Raw genomic sequence first — 24993 nt, forward strand, 5'->3', positions numbered from 1 at the left:
CTTGCAAGGGCGTTTTTCAGAGCCTTGCAAGGCTCTGGTCAGGCTTTTGCAAAAGCCTGGGGCGCGCGGCCCGTTGACGTCACGCGCGCGCCCGTCCATCGTCGCGCCATGATTGATCCAGCTCCCGACGCCATCGCGGCGGCCGCCCCGCTCATCGCCCCGTTCATTCGGCACACGCCCATCCTGGCGGTCGAAGCCAAGGCGCTCGGGCTACCGGGCCCCATCACTTTCAAGCTGGAACACACCCAGATCACCGGCTCGTTCAAACTACGCGGTGCCTTCTTCAACATGCTCACCCGCGAGGTACCGAGCGCGGGCGTCGTTGCGGCCTCGGGCGGAAACCACGGCGCTGCGGTGGCTTACGCGGCCACGGCCCTGGGGCACAAGAGCCGCATCTTCGTGCCCGCCGCTATCGCCAAAGTAGAGAAGCTCGCGCGGATGCGGGCCTTCGGCGCCGAGGTCATCCTCACGGAGGGCTCTGTCGGCGCTTGCATGGAAGAATATGCCGCCTACGCCCAGACGTCCGGCGCGCTCTCCGTCCATCCCTATGACACCATCCCGACCCTGACCGGCCAAGGCACCCTCGCACGCGAGATCGAGGCGCAGATGGGTGACCTCGATACCGTGATCGTTGCCACAGGCGGCGGCGGTTTGATCGGCGGCGTCTCGGCCTGGTTGCGGGACCGGGTGAAGATCGTCTCGGTCGAGACGGAAGGGACGAACACGCTGGAAAAGTCCCTGCGCGAAGGCCCGGACATCGACGTTCCTGCCAGCGGCATCGCGGCGGGTTCCCTCGGCGGGCCACGGCTTGGGGTGGACAGCTATACGTTGATCAAGGCCTTCGTGGACGAAGCGCTTGTTATTCCGGACACGGAGGTGTTCAACGCCGCCGCCCGCCTCTGGGACGCCACCCGCCTGATTGGAGAGCCGGGGGCTGCGGTGGCGCTGGCGGCCCTGACCTCGGCCGCTTACATGCCCGAAAAGGACGAACGCGTCTGCGTGATCCTGTGCGGCGGCAATGCGACACCTGACTGGTTCCTTCAGTGAAGCGCCTCGCATGTGCCGCGCTGCTTTGCGGTTCAGGCCCCGCAGTGGCGCAAACCGCGCTTTCTCTGTCCCTTGAGACCACCTTCGCCCCCGTTGAAGAGGTAGAAAGCCTTTCCGACGCCCTCTCCTGCACCGCCCTCTTCCGGTCGATGTCCCTCGTTTTCGGCCCTGAAAGCGACTACTTCGAGACGTTTTGCGCTCGTGAGGGGGTGATGGCTTCCGTCTCTGGCGTGCTTTGGGCCGATAGCCCCCGGGGGGCAGGGCAGTCGCCGGATGAGGTGTTCACGCTCTTGCTGCCGATGATCAATACCGCGACCGACCTCTACGTTGATCATATGGACGCGACGGTAGCCGTCACCGACGCGCCGTTTGACGGTCCGATCCTGGCTCAATTCGACTTCTGCACCGCTTTAGTCGAAGCGCTTCAACGCGACGCAGGGTAACGCCGTCGATCTCCATTCGTGATTTGGACCGCCGTCCCCCCGATGCTAGGCTACCTGCGAGGGGCCGACGCCTGCATGATCGGCCCCCGTAACACGTAAAGGGGAACGATATGCGTCTTGATCTGACGTCTGCTGTGGCGTTGGCCGCAACACTATCCCTGTCGCCGGCCTGGGCCTCGCCGCTGAACTGGCCCGAGGAAGGCGAGGCATTGGCCTTCCATTGCGCCGCCGTCCTGCAAGCCTATGGACATGCCTACGAGGTCGCCGCCGACCTCTCGGGCCAGCCCTCGCTGCCGATGAGTGCGCTGCCTGCGCCGCTTGTTCAATTGGCAGGCGGCAATGCGCGCCTTGCCGATATCGCTGTGCAGGCCGAGGCCTACCACGGACACGCCGAAAGCGTGGCCCGGACCAGCTTTTACCCGACGCTGATGGGCGACGGCACGCCCTATCTTGCCGACGATGGGCGCGAATTGATGGTGGCCGTCCAGACGTGCGTGGCGCAATTCGGCCTCTAGGCTGGACGCAGGGCGGACAATCGGTGATCCTTGAGCCTTTGGTTCAAGGATATTTCAATGCGTCTTGTCATCGTGCCACTGCTCTGCCTGCTCTGCGCGTCTCGCGCCATCGCGCAAACGGAGGCAGAGGCCGCCGTTCTGCCCCGCGTGATCGATATGCTCTGCGTCGACATGATTGAAGCACGTAACGGGTGTGAAACCTTCGTGCTTCTCACCTCGGAGTCCGAGCCCGATACAGCAGATCTGATCATCTTCTCCGACAGACGCGCCCAAGCGCCGCAAGAGATCCTCGGCATCGCTCGTAACATCGCCTTCAACGGTCCGTGGTTCGGTCAAGCGCCCTCACTGTCGCTTGCAGACGATGGATCGGTGCAGGTTCTGGAAGAACAGATCGCCATCGGTCGGTCGCCCTGGACGCAATCGCTCACGATCGATTTCATTGACGGTATGTTCATTGTCTCCGAACGGGGCCACAGCACCTATGATCGCGCGACAGGGGGCGGATTCAATTGCGATGTTGACTTCATGACGGGCGCGTGGGCCATTTCGGCTGATCGCCCGGATCCGGGAAGCGGAGAGACCGTCTATGACGTGTCGGACAGCGGCACGATCCCCCCCGCGCCCATAGCGCTGAGCGACTGGACCTGGACCAGCCCCCTGCCCGTTCCCTGCGCGGACGCGCTGGATGCCTGGTGGGCGGTGGCGCCGTAATCGCGGTATGATCGCAGGCTGGCTCTTGCCCTCTCCCCCCTCTCGGTCCATTTATCGGGGATGAGCAAGTTCAATCCTTCCGATAACCCCGCCGACCCGTTCAAGAAGGCTTTGGCCGATGCGACGCGGGTGATGGCGGATGATCCTGATCTGGCCGTGACCTACACCGTGGACCCGCCGGGGCTGGCGGGCGACTCGGTGCGTTTGCCGCAGGTCAGCCGTCGGATGACCCGCGAAGAGGTCCTGTTGGCCCGTGGCACGGCGGATTCGCTGGCGCTGCGCCACAAATACCACGACCAGGGCACCGCCGCCCGGTATGCGCCGCATGGGGCCATGGCGCGCGACCTGATGGACGCCATGGAAGGCGCGCGGTGTGAGGCGATGGGCGCCCGCGACATGCCGGGCACGGCCGGCAACATCGATGCGAAAATCGGCAATGAGGCGCGTCGCAAGGGCTATGGCGAGATCCGCGATGCCTCGGACGCGCCGCTGTCGACGGCGGCGGGCTACCTGATCCGCCACCTTGCTACCGGCCGCGATCTGCCGCCCGAGGCCGCCAACGTGATGGAGCTTTGGCGCGGGTTCATCGAGGACCGCTGCGACACCACGCTGGAAAATCTTGGCGATGTTCTTTCCAACCAGACCGCTTTCGCGAAGTTTGCGCGGCAGTTGATCGATGATCTGGGCTACGGCGATCAATTGGGCGACGATCCCGACGACATGGACGACGAGGCCGAGGACGACGCGGGCGAAGACAGCGAAGACGACGCGCCCGACAGCACCGGCGAAGACGACAACGACGATGAAGAGGCAGAGGCCTCTCCAGAGCAGTCGCAGGAAGAGCAGCAAGACGCCTCTCAGGCTCAGGTCGAGATGGATGAAAACGGCGACATGGAGGAAGCCGAGGAGCAGGAACTGCCCGACGGTGAAGCGCCACAGGAACCTCTGCCGCCGATGCCGCACTCGGACGCGGACCCCGATTACATCGTGTTCTCGACCGAGAACGACGAGGAAATCGCAGCCGAGGAACTGGCCGAGCCGCAAGAGCTGGAACGGCTGCGCGCCTATCTGGATCAGCAGTTGGACCCCTTGAAAGGGGCCGTATCGCGCTTGGCCAACAAATTGCAGCGCCGCTTGCAGGCGCAACAGAACCGCAGTTGGGAATTTGACCGCGAAGAGGGCATCTTGGACGCGGGCCGCCTGGCGCGTGTGGTCGCCAACCCGACGACGCCGCTGTCGTTCAAGGTCGAACACGACACGGAATTCCGCGACACGGTAGTGACGCTTTTGCTGGATAACTCCGGCTCCATGCGCGGTCGACCGATCTCGATCGCGGCGATTTGTGCCGATGTTCTGGCGCGGACGCTGGAGCGGTGCGGCGTGAAGGTGGAGATTCTGGGCTTCACCACGCGGGCCTGGAAGGGCGGGCGTGCGCGGGAAGAATGGTTGGGCCAAGGCCGCCCGCAACAGCCCGGGCGCCTGAATGACCTGCGCCATATCATCTACAAGTCAGCGGATGCGCCGTGGCGACGGGTGCGCGACAACCTTGGCCTGATGATGAAAGAAGGCCTGTTGAAGGAGAACATCGACGGCGAGGCGCTGGAATGGGCGCACCGGCGAATGGTGAACCGGCCCGAGGCACGCAAGATCCTGATGGTGATTTCGGACGGGGCGCCGGTGGATGACAGCACGCTGTCGGTGAACCCGGCCAATTACCTTGAAAAACACCTGCGCGATGTGATCGCCATGGTCGAGAAGCGGCGCGCGGTGGAACTGCTGGCGATCGGCATCGGCCATGACGTGACGCGCTACTACGAGCGCGCGGTGACGATCACCGATGCCGAGCAATTGGCCGGTGCGATCACCGAACAATTGGCCTCGCTCTTTGACACGGATCCCCGGGCGCGCGCCCGGGTGATGGGCATCAAGCGCGCGGGGTAGCGGCCCGTCGGGCTGTGGGGACGCTATTGCGCTTCGCACACTGGCGTGGTTGCCGCTTCGCGGCGGGCTCACATGGTTGCCGCTGCGCGGCGGGGAGAAAACGGCGATGTTTCAGAGCTTTACGGCAAGCACGCGACCTCAGGACGGCGTCGGACGTTTGGCTGACCTACGCGCGCACCTGGCGGGCGAAGGTCTGGATGGGTTCCTGGTGCCCCGCGCTGACGCGCACCAGGGAGAATACGTCGCCGACTGCGACGCGAGGCTGGCGTGGCTGACGGGCTTCACCGGCTCTGCCGGGTTTGCCGCCGTATTGCCCGACGTGGCGGGCGTGTTCGTGGACGGGCGTTACCGAGTGCAGGTGAAGGCCCAGGTGGCGGAAGTATTCACACCGGTGGATTGGCCCGAGACCCGCCTTGAAGACTGGTTGATCGAGAAGCTTCCCGAAGGCGGCAGCGTGGGGTTCGACCCTTGGCTGCATACTGTGGATGAGGTCACGGCCCTTGAAGGCGCGCTGAAGGGATCAGGTGTAACGCTTGTGGCCAGCCGAAACCTCGTCGACGCGATCTGGACCGACCGACCGGGACCGCCTGCCGCCCCGGTGGAGATCTTCTCCGAAGCCATCGCAGGCCAAAGCGCAGCCCAAAAACGCAGCGAATGCGCCGAGGCGCTACGGTCCGCCGGGCACGGGGCGGCGGTGCTGACCCAACCTGACGGGATTTGCTGGCTGTTGAACATCCGTGGATCCGACATTCCGCGCATCCCCGTCGTGCAGGCCAATGCGATCCTTTACGACGACGGCCATGTACTTCTGTTCCTTGATGACAGCCGCCTCGACCCAGAGCTGATGACCCATCTTGGCCCGGATGTGCGCACCGCTGACCCCGCGAGCTTCACCGCCGCCCTCGCGGGCCTGATGGGCACGGTGCGCCTCGATCAGGCCACCGCGCCGCAAGCGATCGCCGATATTCTGCGGAACGCAGGCGTCGACATCGCACCGGAGCGCGACCCCACGGTCCTGCCCAAGGCGCGCAAGACCGGTTCTGAGATCGTCGCCACGACGCGGGCCCACCTGCGCGATGGTGTGGCCATGGCGCGGTTCCTGCATTGGTTCGACGAAACAGCCCCCGGCGGCACCCTGACCGAGATCGATGTCGCCAGGCAGCTTGAAGCCTTTCGGGCCGAAACCGGCGCTCTGAAGGATATCTCCTTCGATACCATCGCGGGTGCAGGCGCAAACGGTGCAATCGTGCACTACCGCGTCACCGAAGAGACCAACGCACCCGTCCTGCCCGGCCAGCTGTTCCTGATCGACAGCGGCGGCCAGTACGAGGATGGCACCACAGATATCACCCGCACCCTGCCTGTGGGCGATCCCGGTCTTGAAGCCCGCACCTGCTTCACGCTGGTCCTGCAAGGCATGATCGCCGTCCACCGCGCACCTTTCCCCAAGGGCGTCGCCGGGATGCATCTCGATGCGCTAGCGCGCGCGCCGCTTTGGGCCACGGGGCGTGACTATGACCATGGGACCGGCCATGGCGTTGGCGTCTACCTGAGCGTGCACGAGGGTCCCCAAGGCCTGTCGCGACGGAGCAAGATCCCGCTGGAGCCGGGCATGATCCTGTCCAACGAACCCGGCTACTACCGAGAAGGCGCGTTTGGCATCCGGATCGAGAACCTGGTTCATGTCGTCGAGGCCCCCGAGGGTGCAGATCCACACCGCCAGATGCTGGCGTTCGAGACCCTGACCTTCGCCCCGATCGACCGCCGCCTGATCGATGCCGCGATGTTGAGCCCGGCAGAGCGGGACTGGCTCAACCGCTACCATGCACAGGTACTGGACAAGATCGCGCCGCTGCTGAACGCCCAAGGTCTTGAGGCCACGGCAACGTGGTTGGCACAGGCCTGCGCACCGCTCTGACCGCGCCCGCTGTCAAACCATTGTCAGACCATTGTCATGTAAATCTGACACACCTTGTGCCGGGACCCCGGCGCGGGATACATAGCTTCTATACACAAATAACAGGGGGTTACTCATGGCTGATCATATCTCGATCCGCAAAGCATCCGGCACGTGGGTGGTCCGCGCCAGCGGCGCTGTTCTGGGCGAAAGCTCGGACGCTTTGGAACTGACCGAAGGCACCTCGGCCCCAGTGATCTACTTCCCCCGCAGCGATATCGGCATGAGCTTTCTGGAGCTAACCCCCTCGACCACGCGCTGTCCGTACAAGGGAACGGCCACCTATTTCACTGTCTCCGGCCCAGACGGGGACGCGGTGGATGCGGCGTGGAGCTATGAAGAACCGACCGAGAGCCTCAACGCCATCGCCGGGTACATCGCTTTCTACAGCGACCGGGTCGCTGTCGAGAAACTGTAGGCAGGCGAAAGACTTAGCGGTTCAGCAAGAAGCCAAGCCTACCGCCCTCCAGCACGTTCAGGAATAGGTCATAGGCGGCATTCGTGGCCGCGGCGTCCTCACCCCAATCGCTTTGCATCGTCACCGTGATGGAGCCACCGCCCGAGGTGATTTCAGGCGTGGCGGGCGATGGCAGCTCGCTTAGGATGGGCCAGGCATCGCGCAGGCGGACGGCAACCGCGTCGGCGTCCACGCCCTCAGCAAGGGCAAGGACGAGGGCCGCGCCTTCCGTCTCTCGGTTGGCGAAATCGGCAAGGGCCAGGGCCTCCACCGGGGTGGTTTCGGCGCCAGAGATCGGCAACGCGCCGCCATTGCGCAGCCAACAGCGGACCGAGACGACACCGCCTAGGTTGCCGACCCGGCGCAAGCCACCAAGAAGCGTCTGCGCATCCGGGCGAGACGCCAGATTGGCCCCCGACGGGGCACGCACGGCGTCAAGCGCCGCCCATCCCGTGGCCCAAATTGCCCGATCCCCAAGGAACGCCATCCGCAACGGCAGGCCCGTATCCCCGCCGAACGGATTGGCCGGGTCCACGCGGGCGGGGTCGGCCGCATAGTCCGCCTCGCCCCCCCACATCACCGGCGCGCCACCGCGCTGATCTTCCGTCATCCCGTTGGAAAACAGGGCCCCGCGCAGACGCATTTCGCTATCGGGAAAGATGTCCATCGCCCCCACGCGGATCGCCCCTTGGGCGACCTCCCAGGTCTCGACCCAATCCAGCGCGGTCAGACCCACAGCCGCGCGGATCTCGGCATCTGATGTGCCTTCGATCACCGCACGTTGAAGCGACGCGGCCGAGCGCAGGGCCGCAAAGCGGTTGGGTGTATTCGGATTGCGCCCGGCCTGTGCCCCGCGCACGGCGATCCAGCGCACCGCGTCGCCATTGCCATAGCCCGCGATGATCGGGCCCTCGCCCCCCTCGAACACCAATTGCGGGACGCCGGAAAGGACGCTTTGCAGCCGTCCCGCCGCCCCTTGAGCCTGGGTGATCTGGGTGCTAAGCGCCAGCACGCTTAGGGCGAGGAGAATCCGTTGTATCATAGACGCAATCATGCCGCGTCGCGTGACATTCGACAAAGAAAAAACTCAGTTTCCCAAGAGGTGCCTAACTATGTTCTTCCGCCGCCGTCGCCGCCAAAGCCTTGTTGTAGGCCTTCAACGCGTCCACGTGGAATAGCGCGCCCTCAAGGGCCGGTGCCCCGCCCGTGGGCGACAATTGCACGACCGGCACGAAATCAAGACCCGTACGCTCAAAAATCGGCAAAGCGCGCTCCAGCGTGGCATTGGTATCGGTGAAGATCCCCTGTTCGATCAGCGTCAACAGGCGTTCCTGCGGGGCCGAGTTCTCGTGGGTCATAGGCCGCATCACCCGGCCCACGCGGAACATCGCCAAAAGGTAGGCCTGTGGCCCGGCGGCAAGGTGGATATTGCGGCGCTCCAGCTGGGTCAGGAAGAAGCTGCGATGGACCAGTTTCGACGAGATCGCGGTCGACATCGAAATCGCCACCATCACGGCAAGACCCGTCTGCCAATCCCCCGTCAACTCGAACACGATCAGGGTCGTGGAGATCGGTGCACCAAGCACCGCCGCCGCCACCGCCCCCATGCCTGCCAGCGCATAAAGCGTCTCGGAGCCCGAGACGTCGGGGAAAATCCCCGTCGCCACCAATCCGAACGCAAGGCCCGTGATCGCCCCGATCATCAACGACGGGGAAAACACACCGCCCCCCATACGCCCGGCAATGGTCACCGCGGCGGCAATGGCCTTGAGGATGGCAAAGACGATCGCCTCCCATAACAGCAATTCTCCGGTCAGCGCAGCCGAGGTGGTCTCGTAGCCAACCCCAATGATATGCGGGAACCAGATCGCCATGCCCCCCAGGATCAGCCCCGCCACCGCCGGGCGCAGGTAGCGCGGCAGCTTGATGCGCTGTTGCACGGCGGTGCCCAGGTCCTCGGCCCAAAAGGTGCCGCGCATGAAGAGGACAGCGACAAAACCGCAGAGAATCCCGAGGATCAGGAAGGCCGGAAGCTCGACGTAGAAACGCAGCATGCCGTCGCCGGATAGCGCGAATTCGGTGACGTCGCCGAACTCCAGCCGGTTGATCACGGTGCCCGCCGCACTGGCGATGACGATGGGGGCAAAAGCGTGGACGGCAAAGTGCCGCAACACGACTTCCAGCGCAAAGATGGCACCCGCGATCGGCGCGTTGAAGCTGGCCGAGACGGCAGCCGCGACCGCGCAGCCCAACAGGTCGCGGCCCGTGATGCCATCGGCGTTGATCCAGCGCGATATCTTGGACGAGATCACTGCCGCGAGGTGAACCACCGGCCCCTCTCGGCCTGTCGAGCCCCCCGATCCCAGCGTGATCAAAGACGCCACGGCAGAGGCAAGGCCCGCGCGGCCCTCCACCCGGCCCTCGTTGATCGCCGCCCCCTCAATCACATCGGCCACAGACCGCACGCGCCCGTCGGGGGTAAACTTATGCAAGATCGCACCCACGATCAGGCCGCCCCCCACGGGGATGATCAGGATCATCCACCACGGCAGACTTTCGGCGAATGAATGCAGCATCCGCACGTCGTCGACGCCGTAAAGCGTTTCCTGCAACCAACTGACACCTTTGCGAAACCCCAACGCCGTGAAGCCCGCCGCAATCCCGATGAAAAGCGCGATCAGCCAGAATTGGAATTGGCTCGGCCCTTTTTCCAGCAAGAGCGACCAGATCCCGCGCAGCCCTATCACGGCCCGACGGGCCTGCTTCTGGATCAAACCACGCGCATCATCTGCCACGGGAGGGGCTCGCTTTCTGGCGCGGAAGGGTGGCCGTCGGCCTGCAAGGGGCAGCACCGCGCGGCCGTCTCCCTTGCATTCAGGAATTGGCCGAAACGGTAGACAAAGCCCAAGGCTTTGAAAAGCCTGACACCTTGCAATTCAGTGTTTCCGTGTGAATGGATCAAGCGGACCCGGTCTGGCGACCTCGCCCTTAGCGCTTCAGCAATTCCCTTGCCGCGTCGCGCGCCGCCTCGGTGATCGTATCGCCCGCCACCATTCGCGCGACCTCGTCGACCCGCTCAGCGTCCGACAGGGGATCAACCCGGCTGAAGGTCACGCCCTTTTCCACCGATTTCGCCACCCGCCAATGGTGCGCGCCCAAGGCCGCGACCTGGGGGGAGTGGGTGACGACCAGCACCTGACCGCCCTCTGCCAGCGCTGCCAGACGCCGCCCCACCGCGTCTGCGGTGGCGCCGCCCACGCCCCGGTCGATCTCGTCGAAAATCATCGTCAGACCGGTCTGACCAGAGGTCAGGCACACTTTCAGCGCCAGCAAGAAGCGCGACAGCTCGCCGCCCGACGCGATGCGGTTGAGCGGCCCAGAGGGCGCGCCGGGGTTCGTGGCCACCGTGAAGGTGATCGTGTCGGTGCCGTCTGGTCCGGCAGGTGCCTCGTCCCGGCGGGTCTCGAAAACGGCGCGGTCCATCTTCAACGGCGCCAGTTCCGCCCCCATGGCCTTGTCGAGCTTCAGCGCGGCTGTCGCACGCGCCGCCGTCAGTTTCTCGGCGGCCTCCGCATAGGTAGCATTCGCGGCATCGCGCGCGCGCATCAGACCCGCGATTTCCGCCTCTCCCCCATCGAGGGCGGCCAGCCGATCCCCAAGCGTCTCGGCAAGCCCGGCCAGATCATCGGCCAGCACGTTATGCTTGCGCGCAAGGCCCCGAAGGGCAAAAAGCCGCTCTTCGGCCATTTCCAATTCCGAGGGGTCGAACTCCAGCCGTTCCGCAAAACTGGCGATCCCGGCTTGCGCCTCGCCCAGTTCCACGAGGGCGCGTTCCAGCGCGGCCATGGGCAGCTCCAGCCGCCCCTCCGCGTGTTCCACAACCCCGTCGAGCCAGCGGCTCGCGTCGCTCATGGCGCCTTCGGCGCCGTTCACGCCCAATGCGGCAATCGCCTGCGCCAAATCTTCACGCATCTTTTCAGCTGCCTGCATCAGCCGGCGCTTTGCGTCCAGCTCTGCCTCTTCGCCGGGCTCGGGGGCAAGCTTGGTCAACTCCGCCACCGCGTGGCGAAGAAAGTCTTCCTCTTCCCGCATCGCGGCCAACCGCTGCTCCGCCACCGAAAGCGCCTTGGCAGCCGTCCTCTTTGTCGTCCACGCGGTCGCAACGTCGGCGCGCAGCCGATGCAAACCGCCGAACTCATCCAGCATTTCGCGGTGGTTTTTGGGATCCAACAGACCTTTATCATCCTGTTGACCGTGTAGCTCTACCAACACATCGGACAGAGCGCGCAGGACCTCGCCGCTGACGCGGCGGTCGTTGACCCACGCCGTCTTGCGACCTTCGGGCGTATTGATGCGCCGCAGGATCAACTCGTCCGTGGCCGGAAGCCCGGCCTCCTGCAATACCGCCAAGGCAGGGTGGCCATCGGGCAGATCGAACTCGGCCACGACTTCGCCCTGCACCGCGCCGGTGCGAACCAGATCAGCGCGCCCGCGCCATCCCAGCACGAAGCCCAGACTATCCAGCAAAATGGATTTTCCCGCCCCCGTTTCGCCAGTCAACACGTTGAGACCAGGCTGGAAGGCGAGCTCCAGCCGGTCAATAATCAACATGTCGCGGATATCCAGGTGACGCAGCATAGATCGTGTGTTGCCTAAGCGTGCCGCACGGTCAAGAGCCTTACAGCCAGTCGCCACGCACCGTCTGCTGCCACACTTCGCGCAGCCAGTTCTCTCCGGCGGCTTCAAGCGAAAGCCCCTGCCCCGTCAGCTGACGATAGGCGTCGTCGTAGAACGGCGAGGACTGGAAGTTGTAGCCGAGAATCGCACCAGCGGTCTGTGCCTCATCGGTCAGGCCAAGGGCTAGATAAGCCTCCACAAGGCGCAAAAGCGCCTCGGGGGTGTGGGACGTGGTCTGGAACTGTTCGACCACAACGCGGAAGCGGTTGATCGCCGAGGTATAGTGCTCGCGGCGCAGGTAGAAGCGTCCCACTTCCATTTCCTTGCCCGCCAGATGGTCGAAGGCGAGGTCGAAGCGCAGGATCGCATCCTGGGTGTATTCGCTGTCGGGATAGCGCTCGATCACCACGCGGAGCGCTTGTAGCGCCTGATAGGTGACGCCCTGATCCCGGCCGACCTGGTCGATCTGGTCATAATAGGACAGTGCCAGAAGATACTGTGCATAGGCCGCGTCTTCATTGCCGGGGTAGAAATCAAGGTAGCGTTGGGCCGCGACGCGCGCGGCCTCGTAGTCGCCATCCGCATGGTAGGCGAAGGCCGCCATAATCAGGGCGCGCTCGGCCCAAGTGGAATAGGGGTGCAAGCGTTCGACTTCGATGAATAGCTCGGCAGCGTCATCGGGGCGGCCATTTTCCAGTTGGAATTCAGCTTGTTGGTAGATCGTCTCGGCGTCCAGTTCTTCCAACGGAACGCTGGCGTTGCGTGCCGCAAAGAAGCCGCCTCCATTGCCGCTGAACAGACCCGTTCCCAGCAGACCATTGCCGCCTCCGCCACCACATCCCGCCAGAACGAGTGTCAGCCCAAGGGCCGCACCGGAAAGTCGAAAACGGTTGGTGGTCATGGAAATAGCCTCAGAATCAGAACATCAGGCCCGAAACCGAACCAGCTTTCCCGTGCTCTAGCACATTCCTTTTGCGGGCAAAATCCCTCAACCGACCGGAAGCGACACCAAGACAGGATCGTGATCATGTGGCCACGTTAGGCGACATACGCAAGATCTGCCGTTTTGACACCGACACCGGGCAAGGCCGAGGCCTGGTCTGCGGTGCATTCCACCAAGCGCACGGCGCCGGGGGTGGCGAACAAGGTACGCAGCAATTGGTTGGTGACCATGTGTCCTGCGCGGAAACCGGTGTAGCAACCCAGGATCGGCGCGCCTGCCAAGGCCAGATCGCCCAATGCGTCCAACATCTTATGGCGCACGGCCTCATCAGCGTGGCGGAAGCCACCGGGGCTGAGGACATCGTCGCCGTCGACGACGACGGCATTGTCATAGGTGCCGCCAAGGGCAAGGCCTGCTTGATGCATCATTTCCACATCGGCGCGGCGGCAGAACGTACGGCTGTCACACAGCTCGCGCACGAAACGGCCGTTTGCAAGGTTGGCGATCCGGCGCTGATAGCCGATGGCCTTGTCATCGAAGTCGATGGTGTAATCCATTTCGAGGCTGGTCGACGGGCTCAACTCGGCCCAAGCGGCGCCATCCTCGGCACGGACCGTCTTGAGGACCTCCAACGCGTGGATCGGAGCGGCCTGGCGCTGGATGCCCGCATCGAGGATCGCGCGCACAAAGGGCGCGGCAGAGCCATCAAGAATGGGGAGTTCCGGCCCATCCACCTCGATCAAAGCATTATGGATGCCAGAGCCGACAAGCGCGGCCATAATGTGTTCAACGGTGGAAACCTCGGTCCCGTCTTCGGCGACCAGCTTGGTGCACAGACGGCTTTGGGGAACCAGATCGTAGCGGGCCGGGATCATCGACGCATCGTCAAGGTCAGTACGGCGGAACCAGATGCCCACGTTGGCGGCTTGCGGAAGGATGCTGACGCGGGTCAGTCGCCCCGTGTGAAGGCCAACGCCCGTAAATGTCGCTGTCTTTCGAAGTGTTGCCTGCATCAGATCGCCTGCTTTCCTGTCCCGCCATTTCCCGCGACACCCATTGCGTGAGGGTGCTCTGCCGGGATGCGGCCCCTTGTGTTCCACGAGGAGTGAAACGCGGTCTCCGCTGCATATGGGGGTATCGGGGCGGGGGGCCAGGGGCAACTCAAGCTTTATGACGCCCTGCAACAAAGGATGGTGGTCTGGGCGAATTCTTGCCGACACACTGTGGATAACCCGCTAAATACCTATTTTTAATACAAAAAAGACCGGCGCGAGGCCGGTCTTTCCTGTCACAATGTGACCGCGTTCAGTTCGCTTGGCGCCGCAGAAACGCGGGGATTTCGATCCGCTCCTGATCGGGGTCCACCATACCATCATCGGCCCCATGGTTCTGGGGCGCGGGTGTCGGGGCGGCCATGGTGGGCTGACGGCGCTCCACCGGTGCTGCACCATCCTCGGCAGAGCCTGTCATCCGATTAATCAGCGAGTTGATGCCGAAGCCCCGCTTTTGCGGCTGCTCGGCCATCAGGCCACCTTGCGGCTTGGGGGCAGCGGAGGCTGCTTGCGGAGCGCGGGGCACATCGCGTTGGATGGCCGCACGCAAACGGGCCAGCGCCTCGGGCGTTGGTGATCCGCCTGCGGCCGGTTTTGGGGCGACGTAGGCGTCCTGCCTTTCAGCGACCATGGCAACCGGCGACGGTTTGTACGGCGCTGCTGCGGCGTGTGCCGGCGCAGCGGCAGGCTGATAGGCCGGTGCGGGCACGTCATCTTCTACCAACGCCTCTTGAGCGGGCTCTTCGGAACCGGCGTCGAAGCTTGAGAACAAGGACGGCTCGGGGGCGGCGGCTACCTCGGGCTCACTTTCCGCTTGCTCCGGCTCGGGCGTCGGTTCTACCGCGGCCTCGGCTACGGGAAGGGCCGAACCGGTCGCGTAGAACTGGCGCGACGGCATCGGGACATCGCCCTGACGCTCTGCCACATCGATGCCCGTGGCCACGACGCTGACGCGCATCTGGCCTTCCATCGCGGTGTCGAGGGTCGAGCCGACGATGATGTTCGCCTCCGGATCCACTTCTTCGCGGATACGGTTGGCCGCTTCGTCCAACTCGAACAAGGTAAGATCATAGCCACCGGTGATGTTGATCAGGACACCGCGCGCACCGCGCAGGCTGATCTCATCAAGAAGCGGGTTGGCGATGGCCTTTTCCGCGGCCTGCAGCGCGCGGTTGTCGCCGTCTGCCTCGCCAGTGCCCATCATGGCTTTGCCCATCTCGTTCATCACGGCGCGCACGTCGGCAAAATCGAGGTTGATCAGGCCCGGGCGGACCATCAGGTCGGTCACACCCTTAACGCCTTGATAAAGCACGTCGTCAGCCATGGCGAAGGCTTCGGTGAAGGTAGTTTTCTCATTCGCCAACCGGAACAGGTTCTGGTTGGGGATGATGATCAGCGTGTCGACGACCTTTTGCAGGGCTTCGATACCCTCGTCGGCCTGACGCATCCGCTTGGAGCCCTCGAACTGGAACGGCTTGGTCACTACGCCAACCGTCAGAACACCCAATTCGCGGGCCGCCTGCGCGATGATCGGGGCTGCACCGGTGCCGGTGCCGCCGCCCATACCAGCTGTAATGAACGCCATGTGCGCGCCTGCGAGGTGATCGACGATCTCCTCGATGCTTTCCTCGGCAGCCGACGCGCCGATCTGAGGTCGGGCGCCTGCGCCAAGGCCTTCCGTGACGCGCTGCCCCATCTGGATGCGCGCGTGGGCCGTCGATTGCTGCAACGCTTGGGCGTCGGTGTTGGCCACGACGAACTCACAGCCATCAAGCTGCTGGTCGATCATGTTATTCACGGCGTTGCCGCCTGCGCCGCCGACACCGAACACGGTGATACGGGGTTTCAGCTCGGGTTGAGCGTCGGTCATGGTAAGATTCAGAGTCATGGATACTGTCCGCCTGTTTCTAGTCCTGGCCCCCGATCTTCTGGTCGGAATTGCCGAATTGGCCTCATTTATTAGACACGAACGTATCGGGCTTCCCCCGCGTCGTCACGCAGAAAATACGCCCGATGCGCGAAATGTGGCCGTTTTGTGGCGAATTTATCGGAGATTTAGCGCCAGCACCCCATATGCGGGGGTCACCAGTTGTCACGGAACCATTTTACCGCCCGCCGGACTGACCTTGCGGGCAGCCGGTCGGCGGGTAGATCGAAGTCCCACCACTCGTCCTGAGGGCTGGCCGCGAACAGCGCGAGGCCAACGCAAGCCGAGAAGGCCGAGCCATAGGCCGACTGCGGCAGGCCCGCGACGCGCATGGGCCGCCCGAGGCGCACCTGATTGCCGAGGATGCGAGAGGCCAGCGCGTCAAGGCCAGGGATCTGGCTACCACCACCAGTCAGAACGATGCGCTGGGAGGGCAGATGCTCGAACCCCGCCGCATCAAGACGCGCGCGGACGTCCTCCAGGATCTCCTCGACGCGCGGCCGCATAACGCCAATCAACTCGGCGCGCGACACGGTACGGCGGTCGTGGTGCCAATCGCCCGTATCGCTGTCCAACTCGATGATCTCACGATCATCAAGCCCCGTGGCCATGAGGCCGCCAAACTTGGTCTTGATCCGCTCGGCCTTGTCGACGGGGATGTGCAGGCCCTGGCTGATATCGCGCGTGATATGGGCGCCGCCCATACGGACGGTATCGGCAAAGATCATGTGTTTCTTCATGAAGATAGAGAGTGACGTGGCCCCTGCCCCCAGATCGATACAGGCCGCGCCAAGCTCTTGTTCGTCTTCCACCAGTGACGACATGGCGGCGACGTAAGGCGCGCTTGCCACGCCGGCCAATTCCAGATCACAGCGCTTGACGCAATGCAGCAGCGTTTCAATCGCGTGGCCATCCACCGTCAGCAGATGCATGTCGCACGACAGGCGGTTGCCGACGTGGCCGCGCGGGTCCGACAGACCGGTGCGATTATCGAGCGAGAAGTTGACGGGTTGCGCGTGCAGAACTTCCCGCGAGGCACCGATATCGGGCATATCGCAGACCGACAGAACCCGGCCGATGTCGTGGTCTTCCACCGCGCCGGTTTGCAATTCGACCTCTCCGGTCAATCCATAGCTGCGCGGACGCGCGCCCGAAAGTGACACGATCACATGGTCGACGCGGGCATTGGCCATCTTTTGTGCGGCCTGCACAGCGGTGCGGATGGCCCGCTCGGTTTCCTGCACGGCGTCGATCTCACCGAATTTCACCCCGCGAGACCGCGTCGTGGCCGCTCCGATGACCCGGAAGGACGATTGCCCCGCCATCGCGCCGATGCCGTCATCCTCGGGCTCGGTGCCGTCGAATTTCAGCACCAGGCACGCGACCTTGAAGGTGCCGATGTCCAATACGGCAATCACGCCGCGCCGCATGGCTTCCGTTCGTTTGGCCCGCATGGCCCGTTGGGTTTGGTAGAGCAGAGTCATCCGCGCTGGTCCTCGTCAGATCGTTCCGCTGCCAGTGCACGCATGCGCTGCAGCTCGTCTATTGCTTCATCCGTCAACCGCACGGTCAGCCGACCGGGGTTGCGTAAATCAACTGCTGTCACATCGCGCGACAGGATCTCGCCCACATCGTGAAGCGCCAACACCCGGTCCAGCGCGGCCGGGGCGCCAGCCTCGGGCAGCAGGATGCGGGTGCCATTGGTCAGAACGACGTCCCAGCGCCGCTCGCCCATGCGCACAAGGCCGTGGACGCGGTCGCCGAGAATTTCAGCCGCCTCAATCAAGTCCAGGGCCTCGGGGACGACAAGATTGGCCCCCTCCCCGCCCAGAAGAGGCAGCGGGGCGTCAAGTTCGCGTGTGCCGAACCCGGCCACGAAGTGCCCCTCTTCGTCCACGATGCTGAGGCCTTCATGGGTAAGCCAAAGGGCAGCAGGAACACGTTCATCGATGCGAACTGCCAGATAGCCGCCGGACTGAATGCGCAGGTCGGCGGCGCGCACGGGTGGCAATGCCTCAAGACGGCCGCGCAACGCATCCAGGTCCAGATCAAACGAGGAAATCGGCAGATCAAGGGCCAGGGCCGCGCGGACCTCTTCGGTCACATCTTCGGACGCCCCGTCGATGCCCAGGACGTTGACGCGGAACTCGGGCCGGTTCTCGACCTCGCGGCGGATCTCGTAGGCGGCCTCAAACAGGCCCGCAATACGGGTCTCGTCCGAGAGATACCACGCAACAGCGGCAAACAAGGCGAACAGCGGGATGCCGATGCGCAGGGCCTTGCGGAAGATCGGCGTCAGCCACAGGCGCGTGACGCGGTAGCTGAGTTTGGAGGGCGCGGGATCATGGGGCGTGGCAGGCGCGGGCGCCGCGCGGCGCGGAATGATGGACCGCACGGAGGTGCGCTGGATCTGTAGGTGCGGTGCGTCGGGGGTCATCTGTTGCATGAAGCGTCCTCCACCAACCAACGGCACAATTGGCCGAAGGACATGCCCACCGCTTGCGCCTGTTCGGGCGTCAGCGAGGTGGGCGTCATGCCGGGCTGGGTGTTAGTTTCCAGAATGATCAAACCCTCAAGGCCGCGGCTTTCGTCCCAGCGAAAATCGGTGCGGCTCACCCCCCGGCACCCCAGCGCCGTGTGCGCACGCAGGGCCATGTCCATGCAGGCATCCCAAATCTCTTGCGGGAGTTCGGCGGGCACCACGTGACGCGATCCGCCGGGCTTGTACTTCGCATCATAGTCGTACCAGCCATCCGTCAGAATATCCGTCACCGTCAGCGCGCCGGGATCACCGGGCTTGTCGCCCAGAACAGAGGTCGTCAGCTCGCGCCCTGGCGCGAAGGTTTCCACCATCACCTCATCGGGCATCTCAGGGCCAAGCTGTGGCGGTCCGTTGGCGGCTTCGTTGACCAGGTAGACGCCGACGGAAGAGCCCTCATTATTGGGTTTCACCACGTAGGGTGTCGCCATGACGTGGGCCGAGCAGACGTCTTGCTTACGGGCGATGATGCTGTCCACGACGGGCAGGCCATGGGCGCGGAAGGTGTCTTTGGCCCGCGCCTTGTCCATCGCAAGGCTGGAGGCCAAAACACCAGAGTGTGTGTACGGAAGGCGCATCCATTCCAGAAGGCCCTGAACGCAGCCGTCCTCGCCCCAGCGGCCATGGAGGGCATTGAAGACGACGTCGGGATTAATCGCGGCCAGACGCGCGCAAAGCTCCGCCCCGGCGTGTGTTTCGCCCGGATCCACTTCTATTACGTCAAATCCCTCACCGCGTAACGCCTCGGCGCACCCTTTGCCGGTGCTCAGCGACACCTCGCGTTCCGCAGAGGGGCCACCCATCAAGACGACGACACGAGATGGAAGGCTGCTCAACCCTGCCACCGACTACGTCCTCACATTGTCCGACTGATACGTTGCCTGCCGGATCGATTGTCCCGCACGTTGGCGGGCCTTGCTTTATTTGTTAGTCCCATCGGGCACACCGACCCGCATGATTTCCCACACTAAATCTATGCCCTGGGTTTGGAAAACCCTTTTTCTCACTTCCTCTCCCAATCCCTCCAGATCTGCGGCAGTTGCGCCACCCTTGTTGACGAGGAAGTTGGAATGCATCGTCGACATTTCCGCCCCGCCCCGCGTAGCGCCGCGCATCCCGGCCTCATCGATCACCTTCCAGGCTTTCAACTCGTGGGTGTCGGAGGCCTCACCGGTAGAGGAAAACCCTGCCGGGTTGCGGAAGGTCGATCCGGCCGTCAGGGCCCTTGTGGGTTGGGTTGCATCACGTTTGGCCAACTGCTCTTCCATCCGCGTGTGCAAGATAGCGCTGTCGCCGCGCGGCCCCGTCAGCGTGACCGAGGTGATGACGGCGCCGTCCGAGATATCGGTCTGGCGGTAGGCGAAGGTGATGTCGTCTTTGGTCAGCGTGACAGGCGTGCCGTCGCGCAACACGGCTGTGGCGGACACAAAATGATCGGCGACATATGACCCATAGCAGCCCGCATTCATCTTCAACGCCCCCCCGAGTGAGCCGGGGATCGTGCGCAGGAACGTCAGATCGACACCTGCATCCGCTGCTTCGCGTGCGACGCGGGCGTCCAGTGCGGCTGCGCCTGCGGTCACAAGGGGGCCGTCGACCGCGATATCCATGAACGGACGGCCCAGTTTGATCACGACGCCCGGCATTCCGCCGTCGCGCACGATCAGGTTCGATCCCACGCCCATGGGAAAGACAGGCACGGCGGGATCAAGTGCCTTCAGAAACGTGCAGAGGTCAGCGGAATCGGCGGGCTGGAACAGCCACTCCGCCGGGCCGCCGACGCGCAGCCACGTGAGGCCAGAGAGGTCTCGGTTCGGGGTCAGCCGCCCGCGCGGGGTGGGAAGCGAGGCGGTCATGCAAGCGGCTCTTTGGCGATCGTGCGGCGCACGACCAGCCCGATTACGCCCGCAACGACACAGCAGCCCGCAAACGGCGCGAAGACACCGTAAAGAACGATTATGCGCCCGATTTCATCGTTCGGGGCAAAGGCCAGAAACCAGATGACAAGCGCCCCGCCGATAATTGCGCAGCCGCCCCACAATGCCCAAAGCGCCCATCGCGGGGCCAGGCGCGCCGTGACATAACCCGCCAGGATGCCGCCGATGACCGCAAAGCCCAGAAGCAGCGTCATTGGCGCGTGTCTTCATCTTGGGGACCACCCACGGCGCGGCGCAGGTACTGGCTGGCCCGCAAAAGCGGCCACCGCAGAACCGACGCCCCTCCTGCCAGGAAAACGAGCCCACAGAAGGGACCCATCTGGTATGTCACCCCCCCCAGCAAGGGAATGCCGGTGGCGATCAAGGCCCAAGCTGCGGGCCAATGGAAACGCTGCGGGGCCAAGGCCGCAAGGCATGCCGTCAAGGCCCAGACGCAGGCAAGGATCAGGGACACTGGCATCAGGTCGCCCTCCCAAGAATACGCCGCGCGAAATAGCGCAACGGGTTGCGGAACATCGAAAGAATGGCTGCCAGGACGACAAGCGTCCAGATCCAGCCGTGGGTGTAGCCGACGAAACCCACCATGGGGATCGACGCCACCAAAAGCGGGAAGCCCAACGGCCATTGGAAGCGCATCGGCATCATCGCGACGAAGGCCGAGGCGACGGCCCAGATGCAGGCAAGGGTCAGGGCAAGACTCATGGCTGTGCCTTTCCTTGCAGCTTGCCTCGGCCCGCAAAAAACCCGACCGCCAAGGCCAGCGCGGCCCACAAGCTTGCAGGCCCCAGCACGAAGACGGCCCAAAGGAAGCCGCCTAATCCGCCGACCTGGGCGTGCCCAATGGTCTGGCCGCCAAAGATCTCGGGCTGGATCGGAATGTTGCGAGATGCTTCTGCGTCGAGGTAGGTGGCAGCCGCCCAAACCAACAAAGCCGACAAGATGACGACCCCGGGCCACGGACCGTAGCGCAGCACCAGAAAGAGGGAAGCCAGCCCCGGAAGCACGATCACGCAGATTGCTGTGACCAACCAGCTCATTGGTCATATGCTTCATAGGGGGCGTGAGCCTTATGGAGGGCGCGGTTCATCCCGTGGCCTTTTGCTTATCAAGATCTGCCAAACGTTTCGGCAAGCCATTGGCCCAGGCGCTGATCGTACCGGCTCCAAGACACACCACCATGTCACCGGGTCGCGCCTGTTCACGGACCAAACGCTCCAGATCATCCTCGTTGAGGATGGCTCGCGCGTGGCGATGGCCGTGGCGGATCATGCCGGCGACCAGATCATCGCGGGATGCGCCCTCGATAGGGTCCTCGCCGGCGGCATAGACCTCGGCGATGGCGACGACATCGGCATTGTTGAAACAGGCACAGAAATCTTCGAACAGGGAATGCAGGCGCGAGTAGCGGTGCGGCTGATGCACGGCGATGACGCGGCCTTCACTGGCCTGGCGTGCGGCTTTCAGGACGGCCGCAATCTCCACCGGATGATGCCCGTAATCGTCGATGATAGTAATCCCGCCGACCTCGCCCACACGCGTGAACCGACGGTTGACGCCCTTGAACCCGGCCAAGGCGTCGCGGATCTCATCGGCCTTCATCCCCAAGTGCCGCGCCACGGCGACGGCAGCCAATGCATTGGAGACGTTGTGATCACCGGGCATCGGCAAAGTGCAGCCCTCGATCACGATATCCTCGGCCTGAAGCGCGATGTCGAAACACGCCACGCCGCCCTTGTAGGTCAGGTTTACCGCGCGCACGTCGGCCTGGGCGTTGAACCCGAAGGTCACCACGCGGCGATCGGTGATCTTGCCCACCAGCGCCTGCACTTCCGGATGATCGGTGCAACACACGGCGAGGCCGTAGAACGGAATGTTGGACACGAAATCGAGGAAGCCCTGGCGCAGGTTCTCGATGCTGCCCCAATGCTCCATATGCTCGGGGTCGATGTTGGTGACGATGGCGATCGTGGCGGGAAGGCGGTTAAAGGTTCCGTCGCTCTCGTCGGCCTCCACCACCATCCAGTCCCCCTGCCCCACCCGCGCGTTCGAGCCGTAGGCGTGGATGATGCCGCCGTTGATCACCGTCGGATCCACGCCACCGTGATCCAGAAGCGTGGCGACCATCGTGGTTGTCGTGGTCTTGCCGTGAGTGCCACCCACGGCGATGTTCGACCGAAGCCGCATCAACTCGGCCAGCATTTCCGCCCGACGCACGACAGGAAGGCCTTGCAGGCGCGCGGCGTCCAACTCCGGATTGCCGGGCTTGATGGCGGAGGAAATCACGATGACCTCTGCGCCCTCAAGATTTTCCGCCTTCTGGCCAATGAATATCCGCGCGCCCAATTCCTTCAGACGCTCGGTAATGGGCGAGGATTTCAGATCACTGCCCTGCACATCATACCCGTGGTTGAGCAGCACCTCTGCGATGCCCGACATACCGATGCCGCCAATGCCCACGAAATGGATGGAGCCAAGTTGGGTCGGCAGTTTGGTGACAGCGGCATTCATGGTCTACCCTTTCGGCGCGGGATTATTGGCAAGGTCCTCGACCAGTTCGACAAGACGCTCGGTCGCGTCCGGCACCGCGACCGACAGGGCTGCGATGGACATCTTCGTCGCGGTCTCGGGCTCGGTCAGGATGCGGGTGACGGCGTCGGCCAGCGCCTCGGGCGTCAGCTGGGTCTCGGGCATCAGGATGGCCGCGCCCGCCTCAACCGGGCCGCGCGCGTTCGCCGTCTGCTCATCGCGCACGGCCATGGCGTAGGGCACATAGATCGCGGGGCGGCCGACGACGTTGATATCGGCGACAGAGGACGCGCCAGAGCGGCAGATGACCAACTGCGCCTCGCTCAACCGGCGCGGCATGTCGTGCAGGAATGTCGCGACCTCCACCCGCATGCCAAGGGCGTCATAGGCTGCGCGCACGCGTTCCACATCCTCTTCGCGGGCTTGCTGCGCGATGCGCAGTTGGTCGCGGAGGGCCTCGGGCAACAGTGCCACGGCAGCGGGTACGACATCGGACAGAATGCGGGCGCCCTGGCTACCGCCGAAGACCAGCAAGCTCATCGGCCAATCGCCGGGTGGCGTGTAGGGGGCACCTGCCCGCTCGACAATGGCCGCGCGCACGGGGTTGCCAGTGTGAACGGCATCGGCCCCCAAGGGGACATCGGTGGGCCAGGTCCCACAGGCCACATGGGCCACGTGCTTGGCAAAGACCCGGTTCACCCGGCCCAGAACGCCGTTTTGTTCATGCAGCATCCGGGGGCGCCCCGTCAGGCGCGCCGCCGCCATGGCCGGGATCGTCGGATAGCCGCCGAAGCCCACGACAACGTCGGGCCTTTCGCGCATCATCGCGAAGGTCGCCGCCATCACGCCGGTGAAAATCCGCAGCGGCACCGCCAGTTTCGCCAGAACGCCGCCACGGGTGAAGGTTGCGCTGGAGACCTCTCGGATCTCCACCGCGTGAGAGAACCCGCCGACATATCGCGCGCCGCGCGCGTCCGTCGACAACGTCACGCGCCAGCCCTTGCGCAACATCGCCTCGGACAGGGCCTGGGCCGGGAACATGTGCCCCCCCGTGCCGCCTGCTGCGATGATGAGATGTAGCTGCGTCATGGGACTACCGGTTACGGGACAAGAGGTGATCGGCGATATCGCCCTGCGGGCGGGTGCGGGTGAACACCAGAAGCATGCCGACTGCAATCCCCGTCGCGATCAGACTGGACCCGCCGTAGCTGACGAAGGGCAACGTCATGCCCTTGGCGGGCAAAAGCCGTCCTGCAACGCCCATATTGATGAAGGCTTGCAGGGCCAGCAGCGACACAAGCCCCGTACCCGCGAGGCGGGCGAAGGGATCACGTTCTTTCATCAGGCGCGAGAAGCTGCGCAGCGCGATGGTCAGGTAGAGGGCGATGATCACGAAGACGAGGACAAGGCCGTATTCCTCGGCCGCGACGGCGATGATGAAATCGGTATGGGCATCGGGCAACGTCCATTTGACCGAGCCTTCGCCAAGACCCGTGCCGAACAGCCCGCCCTCGCGGATTGCATCAGTGGCATAGCCAAGCTGCGTGTTCTCGCCGACTTCATCGGACAGGAACCCATCGATGCGGCGGCGGAAGTGTTCGGACGAAGAATAGGCGAAGACGCCGACAAGGCCCACGGCCGCGATGACCAGGGCAAGGATCAGCATCGGCGCACCGGCCACGAAGTAGATCACCGACCACGCGAAGATCACCAGGGCCGCCTGCCCGAAGTCCGGTTGCAGCGCGAGGAAACCCACGATCATCACGGTCACGAACAGCGATACCGTCTTGCCCGGCGGGCCCGCGACCTCTTGGGAGGCGGCCATCATCCAGGCGGTGAAGACGATGAAGACGGGCTTCAGAAACTCGGAAGGTTGCAGCGAGGCGAACCCAAGCGAATACCACCGCGTGGCTCCCATGCCGTAGTCGGTGCCGAAAATGGGCAGAAGGGCCACCGCAGCTATGGCGGCAAAGAACCCGACCACACCCCAGCGCCGCACGGCCAGCGGGGTCATCATCGACACCAGCACCATCACGCTCAAGGCCAAGCCGCCGAAGAAGGCCTGCCGGATGACGTAGTAGAAAGGCTCATGATCATTGCGTACCGCCAGGGGCGGAGAGGCCGCAAACCCCAGAAGGATGCCGATCGCGAACAGCGCGAAAACGCAGCCCAAGGTCACGCGATCGATCGTGCTCCACCATCGCGGAATAACCGCGTCGCCCGTGTGCACAACGACTGTGCCATGCGCCATTTCCGTCATGGAATTTCTGCCTTGCCTCGTGCAACGCCCAAGTGCTTGGTGAGCGCTGCGATACTGCCCT

Annotated in this window: 24 protein-coding genes; 7 read left to right on the forward strand and 17 right to left on the reverse strand. The window is 64.1% G+C overall.

Translation table 11 applies throughout. The annotated features are described in order from the left end of the window. Window positions 1-108 precede the first annotated feature (108 nt). The 7 genes from KUL25_RS07450 to KUL25_RS07480 all read left to right on the forward strand — a co-directional run bounded on the left by KUL25_RS07450 (window position 109) and on the right by KUL25_RS07480 (window position 7032). A complete protein-coding gene (locus KUL25_RS07450; RefSeq protein WP_257892369.1) occupies window positions 109-1047 on the forward strand; it encodes a threonine/serine dehydratase in 939 nt (312 codons plus the stop codon). Further along, the gene (locus KUL25_RS07455; RefSeq protein ID WP_257892370.1) at window positions 1044-1490 is read left to right on the forward strand and encodes a hypothetical protein; all 447 of its coding nucleotides are present in this window, start codon (window positions 1044-1046) and stop codon (window positions 1488-1490) included. The genes KUL25_RS07450 and KUL25_RS07455 overlap by 4 nt, the downstream gene beginning before the upstream one ends. Window positions 1491-1600: 110 nt before the next feature. Continuing rightward, a complete protein-coding gene (locus KUL25_RS07460; protein WP_257892371.1) occupies window positions 1601-2005 on the forward strand; it encodes a hypothetical protein in 405 nt (134 codons plus the stop codon). Window positions 2006-2062: 57 nt separating this feature from the next. Then, entirely contained in the window at window positions 2063-2716 is a 654-nt protein-coding gene (locus tag KUL25_RS07465; RefSeq protein ID WP_257892372.1) for a hypothetical protein, read from the forward strand. 60 nt (window positions 2717-2776) lie between these two features. Next, on the forward strand, window positions 2777-4657 hold the full coding sequence (cobT, locus tag KUL25_RS07470; protein WP_257892373.1) for a cobaltochelatase subunit CobT: 1881 nt from the start codon (window positions 2777-2779) through the stop codon (window positions 4655-4657). A 106-nt stretch (window positions 4658-4763) separates the two neighbouring features. Beyond that, window positions 4764-6575: an aminopeptidase P family protein gene (locus KUL25_RS07475; protein WP_257892374.1), complete on the forward strand. Its 1812-nt coding sequence runs from the start codon at window positions 4764-4766 to the stop codon at window positions 6573-6575. A gap of 115 nt (window positions 6576-6690) precedes the next feature. Continuing rightward, window positions 6691-7032: a DUF427 domain-containing protein gene (locus tag KUL25_RS07480; protein ID WP_257892375.1), complete on the forward strand. Its 342-nt coding sequence runs from the start codon at window positions 6691-6693 to the stop codon at window positions 7030-7032. Window positions 7033-7045: 13 nt separating this feature from the next. On the opposite strand, the gene KUL25_RS07485 is transcribed toward KUL25_RS07480, so the two are convergent. From KUL25_RS07485 to ftsW, 17 genes are all read right to left on the reverse strand, one after another. Beyond that, window positions 7046-8113, reverse strand: coding sequence for a hypothetical protein (locus KUL25_RS07485; RefSeq protein ID WP_257892376.1), 1068 nt, complete (start codon window positions 8111-8113; stop codon window positions 7046-7048). A 64-nt stretch (window positions 8114-8177) separates the two neighbouring features. After that, window positions 8178-9809: a chloride channel protein gene (locus KUL25_RS07490; RefSeq protein ID WP_201178836.1), complete on the reverse strand. Its 1632-nt coding sequence runs from the start codon at window positions 9807-9809 to the stop codon at window positions 8178-8180. Between the two features lie 250 nt (window positions 9810-10059). After that, entirely contained in the window at window positions 10060-11709 is a 1650-nt protein-coding gene (gene recN, locus KUL25_RS07495; RefSeq protein ID WP_257892377.1) for a DNA repair protein RecN, read from the reverse strand. 40 nt (window positions 11710-11749) lie between these two features. Then, on the reverse strand, window positions 11750-12649 hold the full coding sequence (locus KUL25_RS07500) for an outer membrane protein assembly factor BamD (RefSeq protein ID WP_257892378.1): 900 nt from the start codon (window positions 12647-12649) through the stop codon (window positions 11750-11752). 137 nt (window positions 12650-12786) lie between these two features. Continuing rightward, a complete protein-coding gene (lpxC, locus tag KUL25_RS07505; RefSeq protein ID WP_257892379.1) occupies window positions 12787-13704 on the reverse strand; it encodes a UDP-3-O-acyl-N-acetylglucosamine deacetylase in 918 nt (305 codons plus the stop codon). Window positions 13705-13996: 292 nt separating this feature from the next. Beyond that, window positions 13997-15631, reverse strand: coding sequence for a cell division protein FtsZ (ftsZ, locus tag KUL25_RS07510; protein ID WP_257892380.1), 1635 nt, complete (start codon window positions 15629-15631; stop codon window positions 13997-13999). A 194-nt stretch (window positions 15632-15825) separates the two neighbouring features. Then, a complete protein-coding gene (ftsA, locus tag KUL25_RS07515) occupies window positions 15826-17154 on the reverse strand; it encodes a cell division protein FtsA (protein WP_068362729.1) in 1329 nt (442 codons plus the stop codon). Next, a complete protein-coding gene (locus tag KUL25_RS07520) occupies window positions 17151-18116 on the reverse strand; it encodes a cell division protein FtsQ/DivIB (protein ID WP_257892381.1) in 966 nt (321 codons plus the stop codon). The genes ftsA and KUL25_RS07520 overlap by 4 nt, the downstream gene beginning before the upstream one ends. Beyond that, the gene (locus KUL25_RS07525) at window positions 18104-19012 is read right to left on the reverse strand and encodes a D-alanine--D-alanine ligase (RefSeq protein ID WP_427854480.1); all 909 of its coding nucleotides are present in this window, start codon (window positions 19010-19012) and stop codon (window positions 18104-18106) included. The genes KUL25_RS07520 and KUL25_RS07525 overlap by 13 nt, the downstream gene beginning before the upstream one ends. 117 nt (window positions 19013-19129) lie before the next feature. Continuing rightward, complete coding sequence (murB, locus tag KUL25_RS07530) at window positions 19130-20065, reverse strand: UDP-N-acetylmuramate dehydrogenase (RefSeq protein ID WP_257892383.1); 936 nt, start codon at window positions 20063-20065, stop codon at window positions 19130-19132. Further along, complete coding sequence (locus KUL25_RS07535) at window positions 20062-20340, reverse strand: hypothetical protein (protein ID WP_257892384.1); 279 nt, start codon at window positions 20338-20340, stop codon at window positions 20062-20064. Before KUL25_RS07535 ends, murB begins: the two co-directional genes overlap by 4 nt. Beyond that, the gene (locus tag KUL25_RS07540; protein WP_257892385.1) at window positions 20337-20606 is read right to left on the reverse strand and encodes a DUF2484 family protein; all 270 of its coding nucleotides are present in this window, start codon (window positions 20604-20606) and stop codon (window positions 20337-20339) included. Before KUL25_RS07540 ends, KUL25_RS07535 begins: the two co-directional genes overlap by 4 nt. Beyond that, window positions 20606-20848: a DUF2484 family protein gene (locus tag KUL25_RS07545; RefSeq protein WP_257892386.1), complete on the reverse strand. Its 243-nt coding sequence runs from the start codon at window positions 20846-20848 to the stop codon at window positions 20606-20608. Before KUL25_RS07545 ends, KUL25_RS07540 begins: the two co-directional genes overlap by 1 nt. Beyond that, complete coding sequence (locus KUL25_RS07550) at window positions 20845-21183, reverse strand: hypothetical protein (RefSeq protein ID WP_257892387.1); 339 nt, start codon at window positions 21181-21183, stop codon at window positions 20845-20847. The genes KUL25_RS07545 and KUL25_RS07550 overlap by 4 nt, the downstream gene beginning before the upstream one ends. A 46-nt stretch (window positions 21184-21229) precedes the next feature. Then, on the reverse strand, window positions 21230-22654 hold the full coding sequence (gene murC, locus KUL25_RS07555; RefSeq protein ID WP_257892388.1) for a UDP-N-acetylmuramate--L-alanine ligase: 1425 nt from the start codon (window positions 22652-22654) through the stop codon (window positions 21230-21232). A gap of 3 nt (window positions 22655-22657) precedes the next feature. Further along, entirely contained in the window at window positions 22658-23761 is a 1104-nt protein-coding gene (gene murG, locus KUL25_RS07560; RefSeq protein WP_257892389.1) for an undecaprenyldiphospho-muramoylpentapeptide beta-N-acetylglucosaminyltransferase, read from the reverse strand. A 4-nt stretch (window positions 23762-23765) separates the two neighbouring features. Continuing rightward, complete coding sequence (gene ftsW, locus KUL25_RS07565) at window positions 23766-24932, reverse strand: putative lipid II flippase FtsW (RefSeq protein WP_257892390.1); 1167 nt, start codon at window positions 24930-24932, stop codon at window positions 23766-23768. Between the last annotated feature and the right edge of the window lie 61 nt (window positions 24933-24993).

Origin of the sequence: Gymnodinialimonas phycosphaerae, assembly GCF_019195455.1 — a bacterium.
In the GTDB taxonomy this organism is placed as follows: domain Bacteria; phylum Pseudomonadota; class Alphaproteobacteria; order Rhodobacterales; family Rhodobacteraceae; genus Gymnodinialimonas; species Gymnodinialimonas phycosphaerae.